Source organism: Halovenus salina, from assembly GCF_026410925.1.
Classification (GTDB): Archaea; Halobacteriota; Halobacteria; order Halobacteriales; family Haloarculaceae; genus Halovenus; species Halovenus salina.
In genome coordinates this window covers 108102-126805 of the sequence record NZ_CP112974.1, presented here as the reverse complement: position 1 = coordinate 126805, position 18704 = coordinate 108102, and the positions used below count along the sequence as shown (strand labels likewise).

The following is an 18704-nucleotide window of genomic DNA, read 5'->3' as shown; positions in this document are numbered from 1 at the left end:
GATATACGGTGGGTTCCCTACAATCGCATCAAACCCAGCACCCCTAATCTATCCCCATCAGATCCAAAGAACACCTCAGGGAACTCCAGTTCCCAGTGGAAGAATTCTTCCTCATCAGCCATCGCTTGTGCACTCTTGAACCAGTCATTCCCACGAATCTCCCCCCACTCACCTTCGTCTTCAATTGCACCAGCCATCTCCTCGTACACCCCTTCGGGGATGTCCAGTCCAAATTCTTCGGCAGTATGCACGTTCGCAATCTCGAACAATCGCTGATACAGTGGGTCGTCACGGATTTCATCGTAGAGTTCTTCCATCGACTTGATATCGGCCAAGTCGTTGTTGTCGATTGCCAGCAGCTCCTCCATGAGATCCATAACGTGTTCGAGCGTTTGCTGGCGAGCGTGGGCAAACGACTGTGTTAGCGTCAACTGCCCACCGTTCTCCTCAGAATCATCCGACAAAACCTCCGAGATATCCGAACCCACGAGTGAGTTTCCGTGCTTAATATGGTGATCGAGGAACGCCAGCGGTTTGTTAGCTGCCAGCGTCTCCAGCCACATCGAGAGCTTCCCTAACTCGACTGCCATCCCGTTGATATCGACCCCGTAGATACACTCTTTGGCGATTGTTCTTCTGATCGTTTGCTCGTTCCGGCCCTGGCGCTCCTGTTCACGAACAATCTCCATCACTTGCTCGGTCAGATACGCGGTAGCACTTGTGAGGAAGTGCGCTGAACCCATCGCCGGGTCAAGAATCTTCAACTCCTGTACCTCTGCGTAGAATCGACCGAAGTACTCCTGGTCGCTCGGGTCCAGCCCGTCAGCCTCTAAATCGGCTCTAATCTCATCAAGCAGTGGATCAACCGTCTCCTCAACGATGTAATTCACCACGTAGTCAGGCGTGTAGTAGGCTCCAGTGGCCTTCCGCTCACCATCGTCGTTGACGACGTACAACTCACCCTCCTCGACTGTCTCGACTGCCTCAGCCACACTCACTTCCGTTCCTGGCTTCCAGACCTGTCCACCGTCTTCAGCGACGGCAGCATACGGTTCTGACGCAATGCGGAATTCGTGTTCGAGGAGCCCTTCGTAGATACTGCCAAGGTGACGGGTATCGAGATCGGCATAGTCGGCTGGGACTGGCTCTCCTTCTTCGTTTTCGGTCGTCCCCAATCGATGAATGACCTCCGCAATGTATCGGTCTGCAACCTCGTTGTCGGCTGGAACGTGTGTTCTTCCTCATTGAAGAGGCCGCCATTGTACGGAGGGATACCGAGGTTTTCCTGGCCTTCGTCGATTAGATTGAACAGGTCCTCTAACTGTCCCCAGATTTGGGTCGCGTACCCGCTCCAGTCGTCGTATGAGTCACCCGATGTGATCCGGTCGTGAATCTCCAGCCTGACTTCATCGAGCGAGAAATGCTCGTCGTACTCTTCTTGGGCGTCAGGGTCGTCGGGATGGATCAGTCCCCGAGATTCGGCATACAGCACGAACATCAGCCGGTACAGTAACACCAATGACTGCTCTTTCAGTTCTGCTCGTGCCGCTGCATCGTCAGGGTCGATGTTCAGGTCATTCGTGTGGATGAATCCTTCACCAAGAACCCGCAGCGCGGTGAATACATTATCCTGCAAATCCTCACCGAGTTCCTGTGCGGCGGTTTCTGACTCGTTCCAGACCCGGTCGAGAAACGTTGTTCCGCCAGTTTCACGGAATGCGTCGGGCCGGAAGAACGCATAGAAATATTTGAATTCCTCTATGTCACCAGATTCGAGCAGTTCGGGAAGGTCGACTTCGTAGTAGACCTCTGTGGCGTAGTCTTTGGTCCCGTAGAGCCGCCATTTCTTGCCGTTCGTGAGAATTCCCCACTGTAACCGCTCAGGCGTCCGTTCGAGATAGTATTTGATCTGGTGAGAGGCATCTCGGTACGAGCGATCTTCGTTGAATTTCTTGGTGAAATCGACATCCCACTGCTTTGCCTCTAAGACAGCGGCTGCCATCCCGTACATCGCTTCGGTGTCCCCATCCAGTCCACGCTTGGCGGCATCTCGGCGGGTTTCTTCAGAGGCGAATAGCAACCGGTCGTTGTAGCCATTCCCTCGGGGGATTGTCGTCTCTGATTGTCTACCGAACCCTAGGATATCAAGTACCTCATCAATCCACGAACCCAACAACGCATGTTCCTTGTATCCCGCAACCAGCCCGCCTTCCTCGTCCCATAGACGTTGTAGTTCCTCGAAGGTCTCGTGGGCTTCCTGGTCACAGTCCCATTCTTCGAGATCATCAATTCGCTCGTCGAGATAATACCCAGAAAAGAGACTCGAATTGCGATAGGGCGACGGACTCAGCGTAGCCTGACTCATGAATACACTAGAAGGGAAAACGAATCACAAAGAAACTATTGATAGACACAACGAACATCATCGAATCGTTCACAATTGCAACATACTCAGAGGTAAAAAATAAGTTGATTGTCAACATACCACATAATACGGGGAGACTCATGCCAGAATGCCCCGTCTGCAACGAAGAATACGAAGCAAGTGGGATACATCAACACCTCCGTTCCCACGAGAAGGGTGAGCTGGCTTCAGTAGTGGCTCAGGTTGCGAGGAACAGCGAGCAAACCATTGACCAACCATCCACGGAGGATTCTGTATGGCACCAGATCCAGACCCAGAAAACGGAGATCGCTCACCAACGGAAGAAACGGAATCAGCGGGTGAATCAGCATCTGACCAACCTCGACGACCAAATCAAGGAAACGCTCCAATGACAGATCAAACCCCCCGCGAAGAACTCAAAGACTCCTTCGACCGGAACCAACTCATCCAGCGTAACATCGACATGGCACTCGATGTTGTCCTACGGACGAATCCTGCGGAAAACATCCTCAAGAATATCGATGACGATGAGTTGCAAGACCAGTCCAGAGATCAAGTGCAGTCCATGATGAACGAGTGGCTCGATATGTATCGGGATATGCTCGAGGAAGGACGGCCACTGCCGCGGGATTTGATTGGTCGGTCTGCTGAACTCGCAGAAGAGCGCAGAGAACAGGAACCCAGAGTCTCATCCGAATCACGAGGTGGGCGTCGGTGAATCGGGACGAACACATGGCTGTCGACGAGCAATTACTCGGCTACACTGACGAAGGAGTCCACGCCTTCATTGATCAGTCAGCAGCCTGGCTCGGATTTGGACATCGGTCGGTTCGGCACACGACCGAGACCATCGAGTACATCGAATCGATGAAAGGAGAAGAAGCTGCTCGAATCGCAGTGCTTCACATCCTGATCGATAATCAGGTTCTTGACCGCGAGTGGCTGGAAAGCGAGGTCGTCCCGGGCCGAGACTGACAGACACGAGAAGAGTGTCACAGAACAATTAGCAGACCAAAGGACAGGGTGGGAACCTGGGTGACATGACCCCAATAATCCTGCAGGATAAATGGTATATCACGATATCAATTTTTGATGTCTAAACTCCACAGGTTCAGCAGATGGTTTTCTACAAACAACCGGAATTTTGACAAGAAGGGCGAATTGAAACCATACTCTCCGACATGGTCCTCGACCTCCACAGGACCTCCCGGATTTAGAGATCAGTTTACTTTTCAACCTAAGGGACAATCAGTACACGAGATCAAACTCCGTGGATACAGAAATCAAGAACTAAACATAAGCAGCACTTTCGTGATTAATGATCGATAGCCGATTACAAGCGATATACGTTGTCGGAATCGCTCTCAACACCGTTGCAATGCTCTCCACAGCCAAAGCAGGCGAATGGCTAATCACCGTGACATTCGGTGTAGTAATTGTATATCTTTCTTTCCGCTACCGGATGGCTACCTCTTCGTGACTCTTCAACAACGCTTGAAATCGCGCATTTTTCTGGTGGATTGGATCGTAAAAGGAATGTAAAATATAATATCCGAATTTGTAAGATTTCTAGTCAGGTGTTTGTGGTTGTGACTCCGGCCCACAGCGAAAGAAAAAAACGAGACAGCCTATTTTGAACAACTAATGGTGGCTAATACCAGCAGTTCCCCTCCCGACAGCCAGAGACACAGACGGTCGTTATGGAGACGGTCAGTGCTTTCAGTGGTACTCACTCTTGTGACCTTTGCCACACAGATACCTGCTGTATCCGCTCATGGTGGTGAACAGGCCGTAACGCCACATTTTGTCACAAAGTGGCACGGGCTCGTGGTTCTGTTGGTCGGTATAGCGGTACTCGTCGGAGGCGCTCTTGCAAAGCGCACTGAGCGACTCTCGCCAACTCGTGCGCTTGGTGTGGTCTTCCTGGGAATAGTCCTTGCTAGCTTGGGTGCAATCGTCTTCGAAGGTCTTTCGCCCGACCCCACGTACACGGCAGATTCAATGCCGTTCCCGCGGGCGTGGTACACACCCATCGCGCTGATGACAGGCCTCCTCACAATGATTGTGAGCATCATCGTTGGGATAACCCGATGGCCGACGCGTCCGCGCTATACCTTTCTCGGCATCCTGATGGGTGCCTGGATTCTCTACCCCGAACTGTTCCCGGACCTCACCAGCATCACCCACCCACTCGGCTACCTCATCGTTTTGAGTACGCCTGTACTCGTGGGATACATCATCTGGACTGACGCCTGGGGAGTCCTCCGTGCTGTTCTGCAAGATCGCGTCGTCCGGCAGTTCAGTCTCGGTGTCGCCGTCGTGGCTACACTGTTTTTCCTGATGGGAACGGGATATGTTTCGTTTTTCTGGGAGGATGGTGGTGTGACAGAGACCACTGTCGTCGTCTTGCCAGTTGTCTATCAACTCGTCCAGTGGCCGACACTAGAGATCGCTCTTCCGCAAATTCCGATGTTTATCGCAATTTCACCAGGAGTTGTCATACTGAACGGTGTTATCGGTGTTCTCGTCGGACTCAATGCAGCTCTCATCGCTCGGCGCTGGCGGGTCAACGAATCTGCAGGGACGACTGAAGGGACCGCAGGAACGGCAGCAATTGTCGGTTCCTGTACCTGTGGTTGCTGTGGCCCACTTGTCGCGAATATCGCAACCGTGGCCGTGAGTTCCACTATCGCGGCCCCACTGTATTGGCTGTTTGTCGATTCGGACTCACCACTCGGGGTGATTTTCGTCGTCGGCGCTATCGTGTTGTTCACCGGGACGCTCGTTTACTCGGCAAGAACAGCGACCCGAGAGAGTAGCTCTGTTTGTGCAGTCCCAGCCGACTGAGGCAATAGGTAGCAAAACTCTTAGGAAAGTTTCTCTATCGGCTTTGGCTCACTTCCGGTAGGTACATGTGGGGCCCGAACCGAAATCATCTAAGGATGTGCATTTACTGTCAAAGACCCGAAAGTGAGGGGAATTCAGACGAAAAGATAGAATCCTCTACGACTCAGGAAGAATCCAGCCAACCAGATTCGGACCACCGCTCGAAACTATCCAACATCGTTGCCGGACTGCTGGGAAGTTAGCTACGATTCTATCAGGGTCCTCGAACTGTTAGCGGCGATGAGGCCTCCGCTGGTTATTACCGCGACGGCAGCCGTCAGTGGGTTGAACAAGCCAACAACCGTTGCAGAAATTGCCAACCCGTTGTACACGAGGGCTAATCTATTGTTCTGTCGAACACGACTGCTCGCCGCGCTCGCGATGTCGAATGCTATCTCGACGGAACTGATTTTGTCGTCAGCGATGGCAATATCTGCGGCATCAGCCGCTAAGGCGGTGCCGCTTCCGAGTGTAATTCCAAGATGGGCCGCCGCGAGTGCTGGTGCGTCGTTTGTCCCGTCACCGACCATCGCAACCTGCCCCTCGGATTTGAGCTGCCGAATTGTCGCAGTCTTCCCCTCGGGCGGCACATCTGCGAACGCGTGCGTGACGAAGTCATGCTGGCTGAAAAAGTCCGTAGCTTCCTCATCATCGCCGGTCAGGACGACTATTTTCGTTCCCTGATTTCCGAGACGAGTTACGACGTCATCCCAGCCACTTCGGGGTTCGTCTCCCACAACAATGATTCCTTCTGCCGTTCCATCTCGGCCGACGATGACCGGGAGTCGCCCGAAGCCTCGGGCATCGCTGACTCGTAATTTAAGATCATCGCTCACTTCCCATCCTTGCTCCGCGTAGAGGTCGAGATTACCGACAAGGATTTCTTTGCCATCGACGACTCCCTCAATTCCGGATGCATAACTCGTGAATTCACTGACTGTTCTTGAATGTTTGATGTCGCTCTCTGTGCTCCTCCCGCCATCAGAGAGAGGCGACTTAGTGTCCCCCGCCTCACTGGCAAACGCAGTTGCGATTGCCTTTGCAGCGGGGTGTGACGCTCGATTCTCCAGTTCCGCAGCCATTTCTAGGAGGTCCGTCGGAGCATCAGCTTCGATCACGTCCATTTCTCCAGTCGTGAGCGTTCCCGTCTTGTCGAACACGACGATGTCTATGTCGCGAAGACGCTCGAAAACGGTCTCATCAAACACGACGATACCTCGCTGTAAGGCTTCGTTGAGGCTTGTCGCTACGGAGAGTGGTGTCGAAAGCCCGAGGGCCCACGGACTCCCCACGAGCAAGACCAGCAAGAACAGTCGGATTGCCTCCAGGACTCCGATTCCAAATACCACTGCTCCAATGCCCACGAGAAGGGCGATACCGCCGATTAACCCAACAATACGTGAGGCTAACTGATCGGCATGACGCTGAACGCCGTGATCTGCACTCTGCAGATTCCAGACTGCTGTCGTTATTCGGTCAATACTGCTCGTAGCGTTTTCTCCAACCTGGACAATCGCTGCGTCATCTGTGACGATTGAACCACCGACAACATCGTCACCCGTTTGCTTCAAGACTGGAAGAGATTCGCCTGTTACCACTGATTCATCGACAGTACAGGGCCCCTCAACTAGTACGCCATCAACGGGGACTCGTTCACCCTGTCGGACGAGTACACGTTCACCCGATGTCAGCTCCTCGACCGCCACTTCTCTCGTCGTTCCCTCTCCGTCGTACACTTCTGCAGTATTTACTTGTGAAACAGTAAGTTCTGTAAGTTGCCCCAGTGCGCGCTGTTTGACTGCTGACTCGTAGAACATTGCTGCTGTCACGACAGCAGCGACCACAATAGTCAGATCAAAGAAAACATCGTTCCGTCCAAGAAGAATCGCGACTGTGCCATAAGCGTAGGCGCTTAGCGCAGTAATTGCAACAAGCAAGTCTGTGTTCGGGCGTCGCATTTTTAGACTAATGTACGCGCCGCGTAACACTGGCAATCCTGTAAAAAAGAGAATGATGCCCGACAACACGAGGTAGAGGCGGAGGAAAAAAACCGCACCCGCACCACTCGGTTGGAAGCTTCCCTCAAAAATTTCGAGGAACTCCCAATTGAAAACCGAGGCGAGATGGGCTGGATACACGATCGCGACATACGGCATCATCAGAAACGCGCCGAAAAGAAGTCCAACAGCGTAGCGAAACTCTAAGATATTGTCGTCCGGTCGCTTTTGCATCCCTGGCGTTTCTTGTGCTTGTCGAGCTGTACTTGCTGCCTCCTGTCCAGCACCCGATGCGTGCTCACGCAACGATGCCGTATACCCGAGCGTACTCAGTGCCTCTCTGAGCTCGGTCTTGGAGACTCCGTCAGGTTCGTGTTCTATCCGTATCGTTTCGGTCACATAGCTTGCCTCAGCATCGATAACTCCTTCCTGTCCGTTGGCAACTGCTTCTAGAAAGGCTTCACACGTCACAGAGTACATCCCATCAATGCGGAAGAATGTGCGAGCATGGCCGTCACTCGGCCCGTTGTCACGATTGTCTGCTATATTGTGTTCGGTGGCGCGGCCACTTTCTCTCCCGCTGGGTTTAATATCTCGTTCCCGAGGTTCGGCAGCACCGAGTGTTGTATAGACATCCTGACACCCAGGCGAACAAAACGAAACCTCCTCATCGTTTTCAGTGGCAGGTATAGAAAGTTCACGTCCACACAAGCTACAGTTGCCAGGACAGGTTGATTCAGTAGCCAACGTCCGAAGCCTCCATTGTGCGAAACATACGAAGGAACTCAGCACTTTTGTCCGATCGCTGTTCCATTACCGGGTATTGTGCTCCAAGAATCATAAGCACATCTCTCTCGGTCCGAATCTGTGGAAGAGTTATGGCTGTGGTAACAAGCTAATCAAAAATGTGTTTAACTATTAGCAATAAGGTTTCATCTGAAGCAGTTATTTAGGTGATGTCTCATCATCTGTCTCTTTTTGGCGGTCGCACCCACCCAGATCGCTATTTCATAATGAACCATCGTTCAACCGCGCTCCAGTGGCTTCAAGCAACAGATACGGAACGGTTCATGGACACCTGCTGTCAGCTCTGAATGTGGAGGGAATACATGATGACTGCAAGGCCGAGAGCTACGAATATACTGTTAATAAGGACCCCGACTTCTAATGAGACCGAGAAGAACTGATTAGCCACGCCTGTAAGCAATGCTCCAAGAGTGATGATACCGAACCCGACACCCAGAACCCGCAACGACTCCTCACCAGTTCGTCGATAGGCTTTGAATGCGATGTAAGTGATCCCACCGCCGAGAAGTAAGATTACTGACTTGACCACTGCAATTGCTGTTATAATCTCGTTCATACCTCATCTCCCATCTTGGACCAGATGTCTGCAAGACGTTCGTCAGTCGACTGCTGTTGCTCTCCTATACTTACTGAAAACTCACCTGTGTCATCCATAGTTATTATCACGTCGTCAAACGATTGTTTATAGTGAGTGACCCGTCCTCCTCCTGGATTGATCGTCTCTTGCTCCACAACAAGAGATGCTGAACTGAGAAGTTCTAATTTTCGATACAGTGTTGACCGTGGGATATCACAGGCGGTGACGAGTTCGTTGGCAGTCATAGGTTCAGTCGTTTCACGGAGAATAGCCCGACAGTCTGGATCATCCAGCGCATCAAGCACATCCTGTAGTTCCGGTGTATCTCCGGAAGGCAATGAATTGTCCCCCATTGAATTATAGAAATACGTCAGGATATTCTCTGATATTGGCATCCTGGTCGCCTTGTAGACGTACAACATCACGTTGGACTGCGATCTCCTGGTCGTGATAGAGACGCCCTTGGCGGAGTTGTCGAAGTGGTGGTGACATGGTGACACTGCTATCGAGGAGGTCCGGGTGGTCCCGAGTCGGGAATCCGATCAGATTGGCGTCCAATCCAGAGACGACTCAGGAGTCGTGTTCCGGATGAGTGAATTTTACACTCAGTCATGTTCCTCGTATACCTCAAGAATTTCTTGGTAGCGATTTCGTATCGTCAATTTGCTCATATTCGTAGCGTCACTCACTGTTTCCTGTGTTAGTTTCTCATTTGTGAGTTGGGCCGCGGCATAGAGGGCTGCGGCCGCCAATCCTGCTGGACTTTTTCCACTGTGAATCGCATGATTTGTCGCCACCTCCAGAAGTTCACGGGACAATTGTTCTGTCTCATCGCTCACCCCAAGCGATGATGCGTACTGAGGAAGATACTGTGAGGGTTCTTCCGGCTCGATTTCTAATCCTAACTCACGAGAGAGGTGTCGGTATGCCCGCTGAATACGAAGTTGTTCGACACGACTGACATTAGTGACAACCGTCAGCGAACGTGGGAGGTCATGCTGTCGAGCAGCTGCATATAATGAGGCAGTTGCCATTCCTTCTATCGAGCGTCCAGGCAACAGATTCTCTTTGACAGCACGCCTGTAGAGGGCACCTGCCGTTTCACGAACCGGTTTTGGAAGCCCAAGAGCTGATGCCATTCGATCGATCTCGCCAAGAGCGTGCTTAAGATTTTCCTCGTGGGCACCCTTTGTCCGAAATCGCTCATCCCACGTCCGGAGGCGCTGTAATTGGGCACGTTTACGAGCGGAGATAGCCTGGCCGGAGGCATCCTTGTTTTGCCAGCCGATTATCGTACTCAGCCCCTTATCATGCATCAGATGAGTCGTTGGAGTCCCCACCCGACTCTTTTCATCGCGCTCGTTGGCGTTATAGGCGCGCCATTCGGGACCTCTGTCGATTGGATTTTCCTCGAAAACCAACCCACAGTTTTCACACGTAGCCTCTCCCCGCTCGCTAGTCTGTGTGATTTTGCCCTGACACTCGGGACAGGTGTCTCCTTCTCCTTGCGTTGGTCCCCGTTTGTGGTCCTCTGAAGATGGTTCACCGCCTTGATTGGGATGTGTCATTGAAGTCTTTAAGATAGCTTTTTTCCCAACAAATAGTGGGCTTTCTTAACAGGAACATGGAGTACCTCCGTAATGAAGATACGGCGGAATCTCATTCAGTGGGAATTCGGCCTGCAAATGCCATTATACAGAATGAGTGGCAAGTATAGAATCATTGTTTATCCAATTCGTTGGGGTGCATTGTCTCTTACTTGCTGCCGACACAAGTGTAATTCTCAAGTAGTTTCCCCCTCCGTTGTACTTCTTCAGAGCCAAAGAATGAGACCGGTGTGAACAAAAAGCAGAATCCCACTCAATAGGATTCCGCCCTACTTCTTTATTAGTGGTGTACCAATACGAGATGTCGACATACAAAAGTTCCCCAGTAAGTGTATGAGCGAAGACATACTACAGTGGAACCACCTTCGAAAAACGTTTTCACCGTCACATGGGATCTCAAACCAGTAATTGTGACCATGCATCTCGCAGTCGCAACACTGACACTCCTCAGTCTTCTCACAACCGTACTCGCAACATATCTTCGAAAAGAATGAGAGAATCCCAGCACAACCCCTCCAGATATTAATAGCATCAAATGACATACTCAACATCACGACTCACCGCAGTTGGGAGTGCAATTGGACTCACATACGGTTCCATCTTGATTGGAGGAGTTACCACCTTCGCCGCTGCTTCAATCTTTGGCGGGCTTGGAATCGATCTCGCATCTCGCCCATCGTTACGGCTTTTGTTGAACACACTCATGCTGCAGGGGGTTACATTTGGAGGGGTTGCCCTCCTCTATCTCAGAATCCGGAATCGTGATTTCGATTTCGTCCCATTTACCATCCCGGACGGGCGTGATTTTGCCGTAATCGTCGTTGGAATATTCGCACTTCTGGGCCTGCTTCTTGGAACGTCGGTGATTCTCTCGGCGCTCGGCATCAAATCGGCAGAAAATCAGATCGTAACGGTCGGCGAGCAAAATCCAGCGGTGTTTTTACTTCTCATCCCCCTGTCGTTCTTGTTGGTGGGTCCTGGGGAGGAGTTGTTATTCCGTGGTCTCGTTCAAGGAATACTTCGAGAAACACTCCATCCGACCCGTGCAATCATGCTTGCAAGCGCACTATTTGCCTCAATTCATCTCTTCTCACTGAATGGAGAGGGGAAGCTAGTATACCTCGGTATCGCATTCGTTCTGGCGTTCATCTTGGGTGCTACCTACGAGTATACCGGGAACCTCACCGTTCCAGCCATGATTCACGGTGCGTACAACGCAGTACAGTTCGCGAGCGCGTACCTCACAGCAACCGGTGGAGTCTGAGAACATCCTGACAATGTATATCCAATCAAAACAGATTTGTCTCGAATATCAGCTAGTACCACCAACTGCAAGCTAATGTCATCACAAAAATGTCCAATTTGTGAGGAGCAATTCGATTCAGGCGGTAATGTCCGAGACCACACGTGGAATCAGCACCGCGCATGTCACTACTGTGGCGAACAATTAGCTGACGATGCCTCCAAATATGAACTGTTCAAACACTGGCTCACAGCCCACCCTGATGATTTACGGCGAATGGACCGCAAGCAGGCGAGCTCAGCTGTCGACTCAATCACGTTCTCGGATCGTCTCTCCAGCCAGGTTGTTGGGGCTGCCGTTACAGGCCTCCCCCGACGATACTTTCTCCTCGCGGGTGGTGTCTCGGTGGCAGGCACTATCGCTGGTGCTGGTGCATACCTGAACTCTCAGTCCGGTAGTGGAGTGGATAACGAAGCAAATTCAGCCGACCAGTACGAGTACGCGACAATCGGATCTGTGGATGCCGGGACGACTATTACCTATTATGGCAGTTACAAATGCCCGTTCTGCGCGCAGTTCAGTACTGGGCTGTTGCAGAAACTGATTCGAGACTACGTCGAACCCGGAGAACTCGCGATCGTCTATCGTAATGTCGCGTATCTCGGCGGGGAGCCGTTTCTGGGACCGGATGCCCCGAATGCCGGACACGCAGGACTGGCAGTCTACAACAACGAGCCGAGTTCGTACTTCGATTACCACGAGTACGTATTCGAAAACCAGCCGCCAGAAAGTCAGCAGTGGGCGACCGCAGATCGATTGACAGAGTTCGCCCGCGAGGCCGGCGTCTCTAATCCCGGCGTCGTGCGGGCGGCAGTCGAGGAATCTCGGTACAGCACTGCACTCCAGGAAACAGAAGCGGCGGCACAGGAGGCTGGTATCAGAGGGACACCAGCACTCGTCGTTGGAGGGTCGTCGTTCAACCCGCTCGCGAGCCCCGAACAAACGAGACAAGCTGTCGAAAATGCAATCGCCAGTTCCTGACCGCGTAGATTGGACACAGCTCTGGCTTGTAGCCGGAACCCTCGTCGCTACCGTCGCAACTGTCGGAAGCCTGTGGTTCAGTCTCGGACTCGGGCTCGTCCCCTGTGAGCTATGCTGGTATCAGCGAATCCTGATGTATCCACTGGTGGTCGTGCTCGGTGTTGCTACCGCTGAACGGCGGCCGGGCGTTTGGCGGACTGCTCTCCCACTCTCTGTTTTCGGTGGTGGCATCGCCGGGTATCATTCTATTCTTCAGATGACGACCGACTCGTGTTCGTTCAGTGGACCCTGTGCAATCATACAGTGGCAGGCTCCAGTCGTTGGGTTATCGATTCCGAACCTGTCGTTACTTGGCTTCCTGTTTGTAACGATAGCTGTATTCGGCGCAAACGAAACGGCACGCACGAGCCAGACACGACAAACAGACACAGCGCCCTGACAGAGTTAGGAAAAATCAAGAAGTATTTTCCAGGTCGGGAAGAGTACTGACTCTTGGTCGTGTGAGTAAAGTTCCTATTTTCGCCGAATATGTTCACGCGCTGTCCCGTGAACTGGGATTGCGCCGTCCCCCTATATTGCGGCTCTACATAACGTCGAATGTCCCATGACCAGACGTTTTGGAGCCACCGGTGCCGAGTTGTCTCGACGCAACTTTCTCCTTGCAGTGGGAGTTGCCGGTGTGTCGACCAGTGCTGGCTGTTTAGCGAGCGACACAGAGACCACGGCAGCGGAAAATGAAACGCCCTCACCAGAGCGACCCCCTTCAACAGGCCATACCTCGCCTGAACTTACCAAGTGGGTGGACGAAGCCCCTCGGCCGGATACAGTGGACCCAGCTGGAACGAAAAACGGCCAGCCGTACTACGAGATCGAAATGCGTGAAGTCGAACAGAAACTCCACAGCGACCTCCCGGCGACAACTGTCTGGGGATACAATGGGCAGTATCCTGGACCGACGATAGAAGCTCAGCAAGGCGAGCCAATCTATGTCCGGTGGAAAAATAATCTACCAGACACCCATCTCCTTCCCGAAGACACGACAATTCACAGTGACATTGTACCATATGATTCAACAGGAGTCCGAACTGTAACTCACCTTCACGGTGGGAACGTTGAGGATGAAAGCGACGGCCATGCACAGGCATGGTACACTCGGGATTTTCAAGAGACCGGTCCCGAATTCGAGAAAAAAGACTACTATTACGTGAACGAGCAGCCGCCAGCGACGCTTTGGTATCACGACCACTCACTCGGTATCACACGGTTGAACGTCTACGCTGGGCTTGCGGGTTTCTATCTCCTTCGCAACGAACACGAACGCAGTCTTGGCCTACCTGAAGGCGGCTACGAGATACCACTCGTATTTCAAGACCGGCGTTTCAATGAGGACGGTTCACTGTTCTATCCAACAGGCCCAAAGAACCAAGATGATGAAGATGAGTTACCCCTCGAACCGAGCATTGTGCCCCAGTTCTACGGCGATGTCTCGGTCGTCAACGGGAAAGCGTGGCCGCGTCTGTCCGTCGAACCAACGAAGTATCGACTCCGAATGCTCAACGGAGCGAACAGCCGGTACTACAGCCTCAAACTGCTCGAATACGATGAGAGTTCAGGCACGATTGTCGGTGATGGCCCATCCTTCATCCAGATTGGAAACGATGGGGGGTTACTCCCACGCCCAGTCCAACTCGAAGACCGACTTGAACTGGGGTCCAGCAAACGGGCCGATGTCGTCGTGGATTTCTCCGAGTATGCGGACCAGACGCTTCTGCTCCACAACAACGCGCCAGCGAGGTACGTTGGTTCGGTTGACGGAGACGACGAGGAACCGTTGCCCGAAATTATGCTCGTCGACGTGGACAAGACTGGGAATGGGTCAGACAAGAAACAGGTTCCAGAGACACTGACACAGGTTCCAGATATCCCCCTCAATGCAGCCGACAACGAACGATATTTGCCATTGATACAGTCAGATGATGAATATGGGCGGCCGATGTTTCTGCTCGGGACACAAGAAAACCAGTCCGGGCACAAACTGACAGACCCCGCCACAGAAACCCCTACAGTAGGTGACACCGAAGTCTGGAGTGTTGCCAATCTTACCGGGATGTCCCACCCGATTCATCTCCATCTCGTTCACTTCCAGGTGCTTGGACGACAATCTATTGAATATGACCCTGCTGAGGACGATATCGACCAGAATGAACTTCGAGACCCCAAGCCGTTCGAACAGGGATGGAATGACGTGGTTTCAGTTAATCCTGGTGACGTGGTCCATCTCCTTGTCCACTTTGGTGAGTACGAGGGACTGTTCAACGACCAAACGGGCGAGTACATGTGGCATTGTCACATGATCGAGCACGAAGACCATGATATGATGCGTCCACTCCACGTACAACCTGTCCCCGAGGAGGAACCGTCGTCGAATGAAGAGACTGATAGTCGGTCTTGGTAAACGACCCCACCCTAGTGACTGTGCTGTCGGTGTTCAGTCGACTGCACGTTCGATGGACCGATAATCTCGACGGTAATATGGTTGATACCAGCGTCAGCGAGCGTCTCGTGAACAGTTGCTCTGAGCTGCTGTTGTTCGTCGGCAGAGTTGGAGGTGGTTTGGACCTGGACGGTCGCGACGGTCAATTGACTACAGACCTGCCAGACGTGGATGTCCTCGACACTCGCAACCGCATCGATGTTGGTCACCTCATCACGGAGTGTCGCCATCGACATGGGGCTGTGCTGGAGGAAGATAGACGTACTTTCGACGAGAACTTTTCCGGCCGACCACAACACGAGGAGGCCGATCAACACTGCAGCCAGTGGATCAGCTACCGGCATATCGAGTACCGAGACCGCGAGCGTCGACACGATTACTGCGACTGACCCACCCGCATCGCCGAGAAGATGATAAAACGCGCCACGCTCATTGAGACTCATCTCACCGCCCTGGAGAACGAACACGGACCCGATATTGACGAGTAATCCCCCAGTGGCGATCACCAGCGTCAACTCGGCGTTGATGCTGGCCGGTTCGAGAAACCGCTTGTAGGCCTCCCAGACGATGTAGCCGACCATCGGAACGAGCAGTATGCCGTTGAGAAACGCTGCAACGGGTTCGAGTCGATGGAGCCCGTAGGACCACTCGTCACCACGGTCGAACCGTTCGGCCGCGTAGCTCGCACTGAACGCCATCACGTACGCCAACATATCGAACAGCATGTGAAACGCGTCGCTGATCAGTGCCACCGACCCGAACAACAGGCCACCCGCAAGTTCCACGACGAATCCGACGAAATTGATTCCTGCTACCAGCGCCAGTTTGTGTGTGCTGGTTTCGTCGATATCTGTATGGTCGTGACTCTCACCAGCCTCGAACTCCTGACTCCCAGCGCCGTCGTCTGCGTGCTGGTGGTGACTGTGTTCGTCGTTCGGGTTCATCGACGAATCACCCCTCCGTCGATTCACTCTCTGGTTTGATTCGAGAGAGACGCATCGCGTTCCCGGTGACGCCGAGTGTCATCCCGGCATCACCGACGAGCACTGCCACCCAGACCGGGACTGGAATCCCCGGAATCGGGACTGCGAGTGCCAGCCCTGCTTTCACGAGCAGGCTGGCGGTAATGTTCTGTCGAATGACGCCGTTCGCGTCGTGGGAGAGCTCGTACAGATACGGGAGCCGCGACAACTGGTCACCCATCAGCGCAATGTCGGCCGTCTCCAGTGCGGTGTCAGTCCCCGCTGCACCCATCGCGACGCCAACGTTCGCAGTCGCCAGTGCAGGCGCGTCGTTGATGCCGTCACCGACCATGGCGACTTGATTGCCGTCCGCCTGTAGCTCTTCGATTGCGGCGACCTTCTCGTCGGGGAGTAGTTCGGCACGGTACTCGTCGACGCCCACCTGGTTTGCAATCGCGCGTGCAGTCCGCGCATTATCGCCGGTGAGCATGACCGTTCGCTCGATGCCGAGTTCTTTCAGACGATGGACGGCACGCTTTGCGCCTGGCCGTACCTCGTCCGCAACACCGATGACGCCTTCGAGTTCGTCTTCCGTTCCGACCAGCACCACCGTCTTCCCCTGGTCTTGCAGCTTCGGGACAGTTTCATCGAGCAGTGAGAGGCAGTTCTCCTGCTCGCATTTGTCCATCGTGACGACACCTCCGTCTGTCGTCGCGTGGACGTGTGACAGGTCAAAGCCCAACTCCTCGAACAGGCCGGGCTTACCTGCGTAGTGTGTCTTGTCGTCGAGGTCGGCCCTGACACCCTTGCCGGTGATACTCTCGAAGTTTGCTATCTCTCGACCGCCAACGCCGACGGACTCTGCCTTCTCGACGATTGCGTCGGCAATCGGGTGTTCGCTCCGGCGTTCCAGACCCCGGGCACAGTGCAGGACATCCTCCTCGGTATTTCCGTTGAGGGGCACGACATCCGTGACCGTGAGTTCCCCTCGCGTCAGCGTGCCCGTTTTGTCGAGTGCTACGGCGTCGACGTTGCCCATCGCTTCGAGGTGATTCCCTCCCTTGATGAGAACACCGTTTTTCGCGCCGCTGGTGATGCCCGACACCACCGAAACGGGAGTCGAAATCACGAACGCACACGGGCACGCCAGCACGAGCAACGTCAAACCATAGACGACAGCCTCCGACCACTCCACTCCGAGAACGAACGGACTCCCGGCCGTGACAAGCACAGCGAACCCGACGACGAGTGGTGTGTAGTACGCGGCAAACCGTTCCACGAACTGTTCGCGGTCGGTCTTGTTCGACTGGGCATCCTCGACCATCTCGATGATCTGTGAGAGCGTGTCGTCACCGGATTCAGAGGTGACCTCAACTTCGAGGTAGCCTTCCTCGTTAATGGTACCGGCGAAGACGTTGTCGCCAGTGGTCTTATCAACCGGCACGCTCTCGCCTGTTATCGGAGCCTGATTGACTGCACTCGACCCGTCGACAACGATGCCATCCATGGGAATTTTCTCGCCCGGTTTCACCACCACGATATCTCCGACCGAGAGTTCGTCAACCGGAACAGTGACAGTATCACCATCACGCTTGACAGTTGCTTCGTCGGGCGAGAGGTCCATCAACTCCTGAAGGGAGTTGCGGGCCTGATCCATCGAGTAGCGTTCGAGCAGTTCGGCGATGCTAAACAGGAACGCCAGCGTCGCCGCCTCGAAGTAGTAGGATTCACCGAACACAAGACTCGATGCAAGTGCGCCAAGGATGGCAACCGACATCAGGAAGTCGATGTCGAGACTCCGATTGCGCGCGGAGTAGTAGCCGTTGCGGAGAATCTCCTGTCCGCCGAACGCAACTGCGATGATGAACAGGGCATCAGATAGCAGTAATTCGGTGCCAAGACCGCTGACGAGTTCGCCATTCTGGCTGACAAGGAGGAACTCGAAAGCGAATCCGAGCGCGACGAAGCCACCGCTCACCCAGGTTTTTAACGCACGCGTACTCGTCCAGATACTGTCTTGGGAGGTGGCTGTTGCGCTCGCCTCTTCACCGCTGGTACTCGTGGCCGCTACATCATAGCCCGCGTTTTCGATTGTATCGACAATTCGGTCCGTCTTGACGGTCGCTGTATCGTACGTTACGACGATTTTCCCGGTCGTCGGGCGGGTGTCGTAGGTGGAAATGCCGTCAAGTCCGTCGAGTGCGCTCTCAATTTTGCCGGCACAGGACGGACAGTCCATTTCAGGGGCGGTGATTGTCACAGTGTCTTCGCCGGTATTTGTGACGCTGTAACCGGCCTTTTCGACGCGGTCGACGATAGCGTCTGGCTTTGTCTGCTCACCATCGTAGGTGACAGTCAGGGTTCCTGTAGTTACCTGCGGCCTGACCTGGAGGATTCCGTCGATTTTCTGTACGCTATTGTCGACTTTGCCGGCACAGGAGGGGCAATCCATCTCTGGGACCGACAGCTGGACTACATCTCCTTGGGTTTCGATATCTGAGGAATCGGTCCCTGTCTCACGTGTGTGGGCATGGTCGTGATCATGGTGGTGGTCATGACCGTCGTTGTGGTCATGGCTACACTCGTGTGAATGAAAAGATTGAGGCGTATCAGAGGACTCTCTCTCAGGAGACGTCATTATCTGTTCGTCGACGCTGCTATTTTGTTAAACCCGCTGTTTGTAATCGGGGTTTTGCTAGCACTT

Annotated in this window: 15 protein-coding genes; 7 read left to right on the top strand and 8 right to left on the bottom strand. The window is 53.5% G+C overall.

The window, feature by feature from the left end:
* Positions 1-17: 17 nt before the first annotated feature.
* Positions 18-992, bottom strand: coding sequence for a DNA methyltransferase (locus tag OSC37_RS19165; protein WP_438267609.1), 975 nt, complete (start codon positions 990-992; stop codon positions 18-20).
* 2 nt (positions 993-994) lie between these two features.
* Positions 995-2365 (bottom strand): hypothetical protein, encoded by a 1371-nt coding sequence (locus OSC37_RS19160; protein ID WP_438267608.1) that lies wholly within the window; start codon positions 2363-2365, stop codon positions 995-997.
* 409 nt (positions 2366-2774) lie between these two features.
* On the opposite strand from OSC37_RS19160, the gene OSC37_RS18330 reads away from it, so the two are divergent.
* The 3 genes from OSC37_RS18330 to OSC37_RS18320 all read left to right on the top strand — a co-directional run bounded on the left by OSC37_RS18330 (position 2775) and on the right by OSC37_RS18320 (position 5233).
* Positions 2775-3104 (top strand): hypothetical protein, encoded by a 330-nt coding sequence (locus tag OSC37_RS18330; RefSeq protein WP_267164386.1) that lies wholly within the window; start codon positions 2775-2777, stop codon positions 3102-3104.
* Positions 3101-3361: a hypothetical protein gene (locus OSC37_RS18325; RefSeq protein ID WP_267164385.1), complete on the top strand. Its 261-nt coding sequence runs from the start codon at positions 3101-3103 to the stop codon at positions 3359-3361. Before OSC37_RS18330 ends, OSC37_RS18325 begins: the two co-directional genes overlap by 4 nt.
* 852 nt (positions 3362-4213) lie before the next feature.
* Entirely contained in the window at positions 4214-5233 is a 1020-nt protein-coding gene (locus OSC37_RS18320) for a hypothetical protein (RefSeq protein WP_267164384.1), read from the top strand.
* A gap of 242 nt (positions 5234-5475) precedes the next feature.
* On the opposite strand, the gene OSC37_RS18315 is transcribed toward OSC37_RS18320, so the two are convergent.
* The 4 genes from OSC37_RS18315 to OSC37_RS18300 all read right to left on the bottom strand — a co-directional run bounded on the left by OSC37_RS18315 (position 5476) and on the right by OSC37_RS18300 (position 10221).
* Complete coding sequence (locus tag OSC37_RS18315) at positions 5476-8016, bottom strand: heavy metal translocating P-type ATPase (protein ID WP_438267613.1); 2541 nt, start codon at positions 8014-8016, stop codon at positions 5476-5478.
* Positions 8017-8353: 337 nt separating this feature from the next.
* A complete protein-coding gene (locus OSC37_RS18310; RefSeq protein ID WP_267164382.1) occupies positions 8354-8632 on the bottom strand; it encodes a DUF7521 family protein in 279 nt (92 codons plus the stop codon).
* A complete protein-coding gene (locus OSC37_RS18305) occupies positions 8629-9006 on the bottom strand; it encodes a winged helix-turn-helix domain-containing protein (RefSeq protein ID WP_267164424.1) in 378 nt (125 codons plus the stop codon). Before OSC37_RS18305 ends, OSC37_RS18310 begins: the two co-directional genes overlap by 4 nt.
* Positions 9007-9258: 252 nt before the next feature.
* Positions 9259-10221, bottom strand: a complete 963-nt coding sequence (locus tag OSC37_RS18300) for a transcription initiation factor IIB (protein WP_267164381.1) — start codon at positions 10219-10221, stop codon at positions 9259-9261.
* A 574-nt stretch (positions 10222-10795) separates the two neighbouring features.
* On the opposite strand from OSC37_RS18300, the gene OSC37_RS18295 reads away from it, so the two are divergent.
* The 4 genes from OSC37_RS18295 to OSC37_RS18280 all read left to right on the top strand — a co-directional run bounded on the left by OSC37_RS18295 (position 10796) and on the right by OSC37_RS18280 (position 14999).
* Complete coding sequence (locus OSC37_RS18295) at positions 10796-11524, top strand: CPBP family intramembrane glutamic endopeptidase (RefSeq protein ID WP_267164380.1); 729 nt, start codon at positions 10796-10798, stop codon at positions 11522-11524.
* A gap of 255 nt (positions 11525-11779) precedes the next feature.
* On the top strand, positions 11780-12544 hold the full coding sequence (locus OSC37_RS18290; protein ID WP_267164379.1) for a DsbA family protein: 765 nt from the start codon (positions 11780-11782) through the stop codon (positions 12542-12544).
* On the top strand, positions 12525-12983 hold the full coding sequence (locus OSC37_RS18285; RefSeq protein WP_267164378.1) for a disulfide bond formation protein B: 459 nt from the start codon (positions 12525-12527) through the stop codon (positions 12981-12983). The genes OSC37_RS18290 and OSC37_RS18285 overlap by 20 nt, the downstream gene beginning before the upstream one ends.
* Positions 12984-13148: 165 nt before the next feature.
* Entirely contained in the window at positions 13149-14999 is a 1851-nt protein-coding gene (locus OSC37_RS18280; protein WP_267164377.1) for a multicopper oxidase family protein, read from the top strand.
* Positions 15000-15010: 11 nt separating this feature from the next.
* On the opposite strand, the gene OSC37_RS18275 is transcribed toward OSC37_RS18280, so the two are convergent.
* On the bottom strand, positions 15011-15982 hold the full coding sequence (locus tag OSC37_RS18275; RefSeq protein ID WP_267164376.1) for a cation diffusion facilitator family transporter: 972 nt from the start codon (positions 15980-15982) through the stop codon (positions 15011-15013).
* Positions 15983-15989: 7 nt separating this feature from the next.
* Complete coding sequence (locus tag OSC37_RS18270) at positions 15990-18638, bottom strand: heavy metal translocating P-type ATPase (RefSeq protein ID WP_417448624.1); 2649 nt, start codon at positions 18636-18638, stop codon at positions 15990-15992.
* Between the last annotated feature and the right edge of the window lie 66 nt (positions 18639-18704).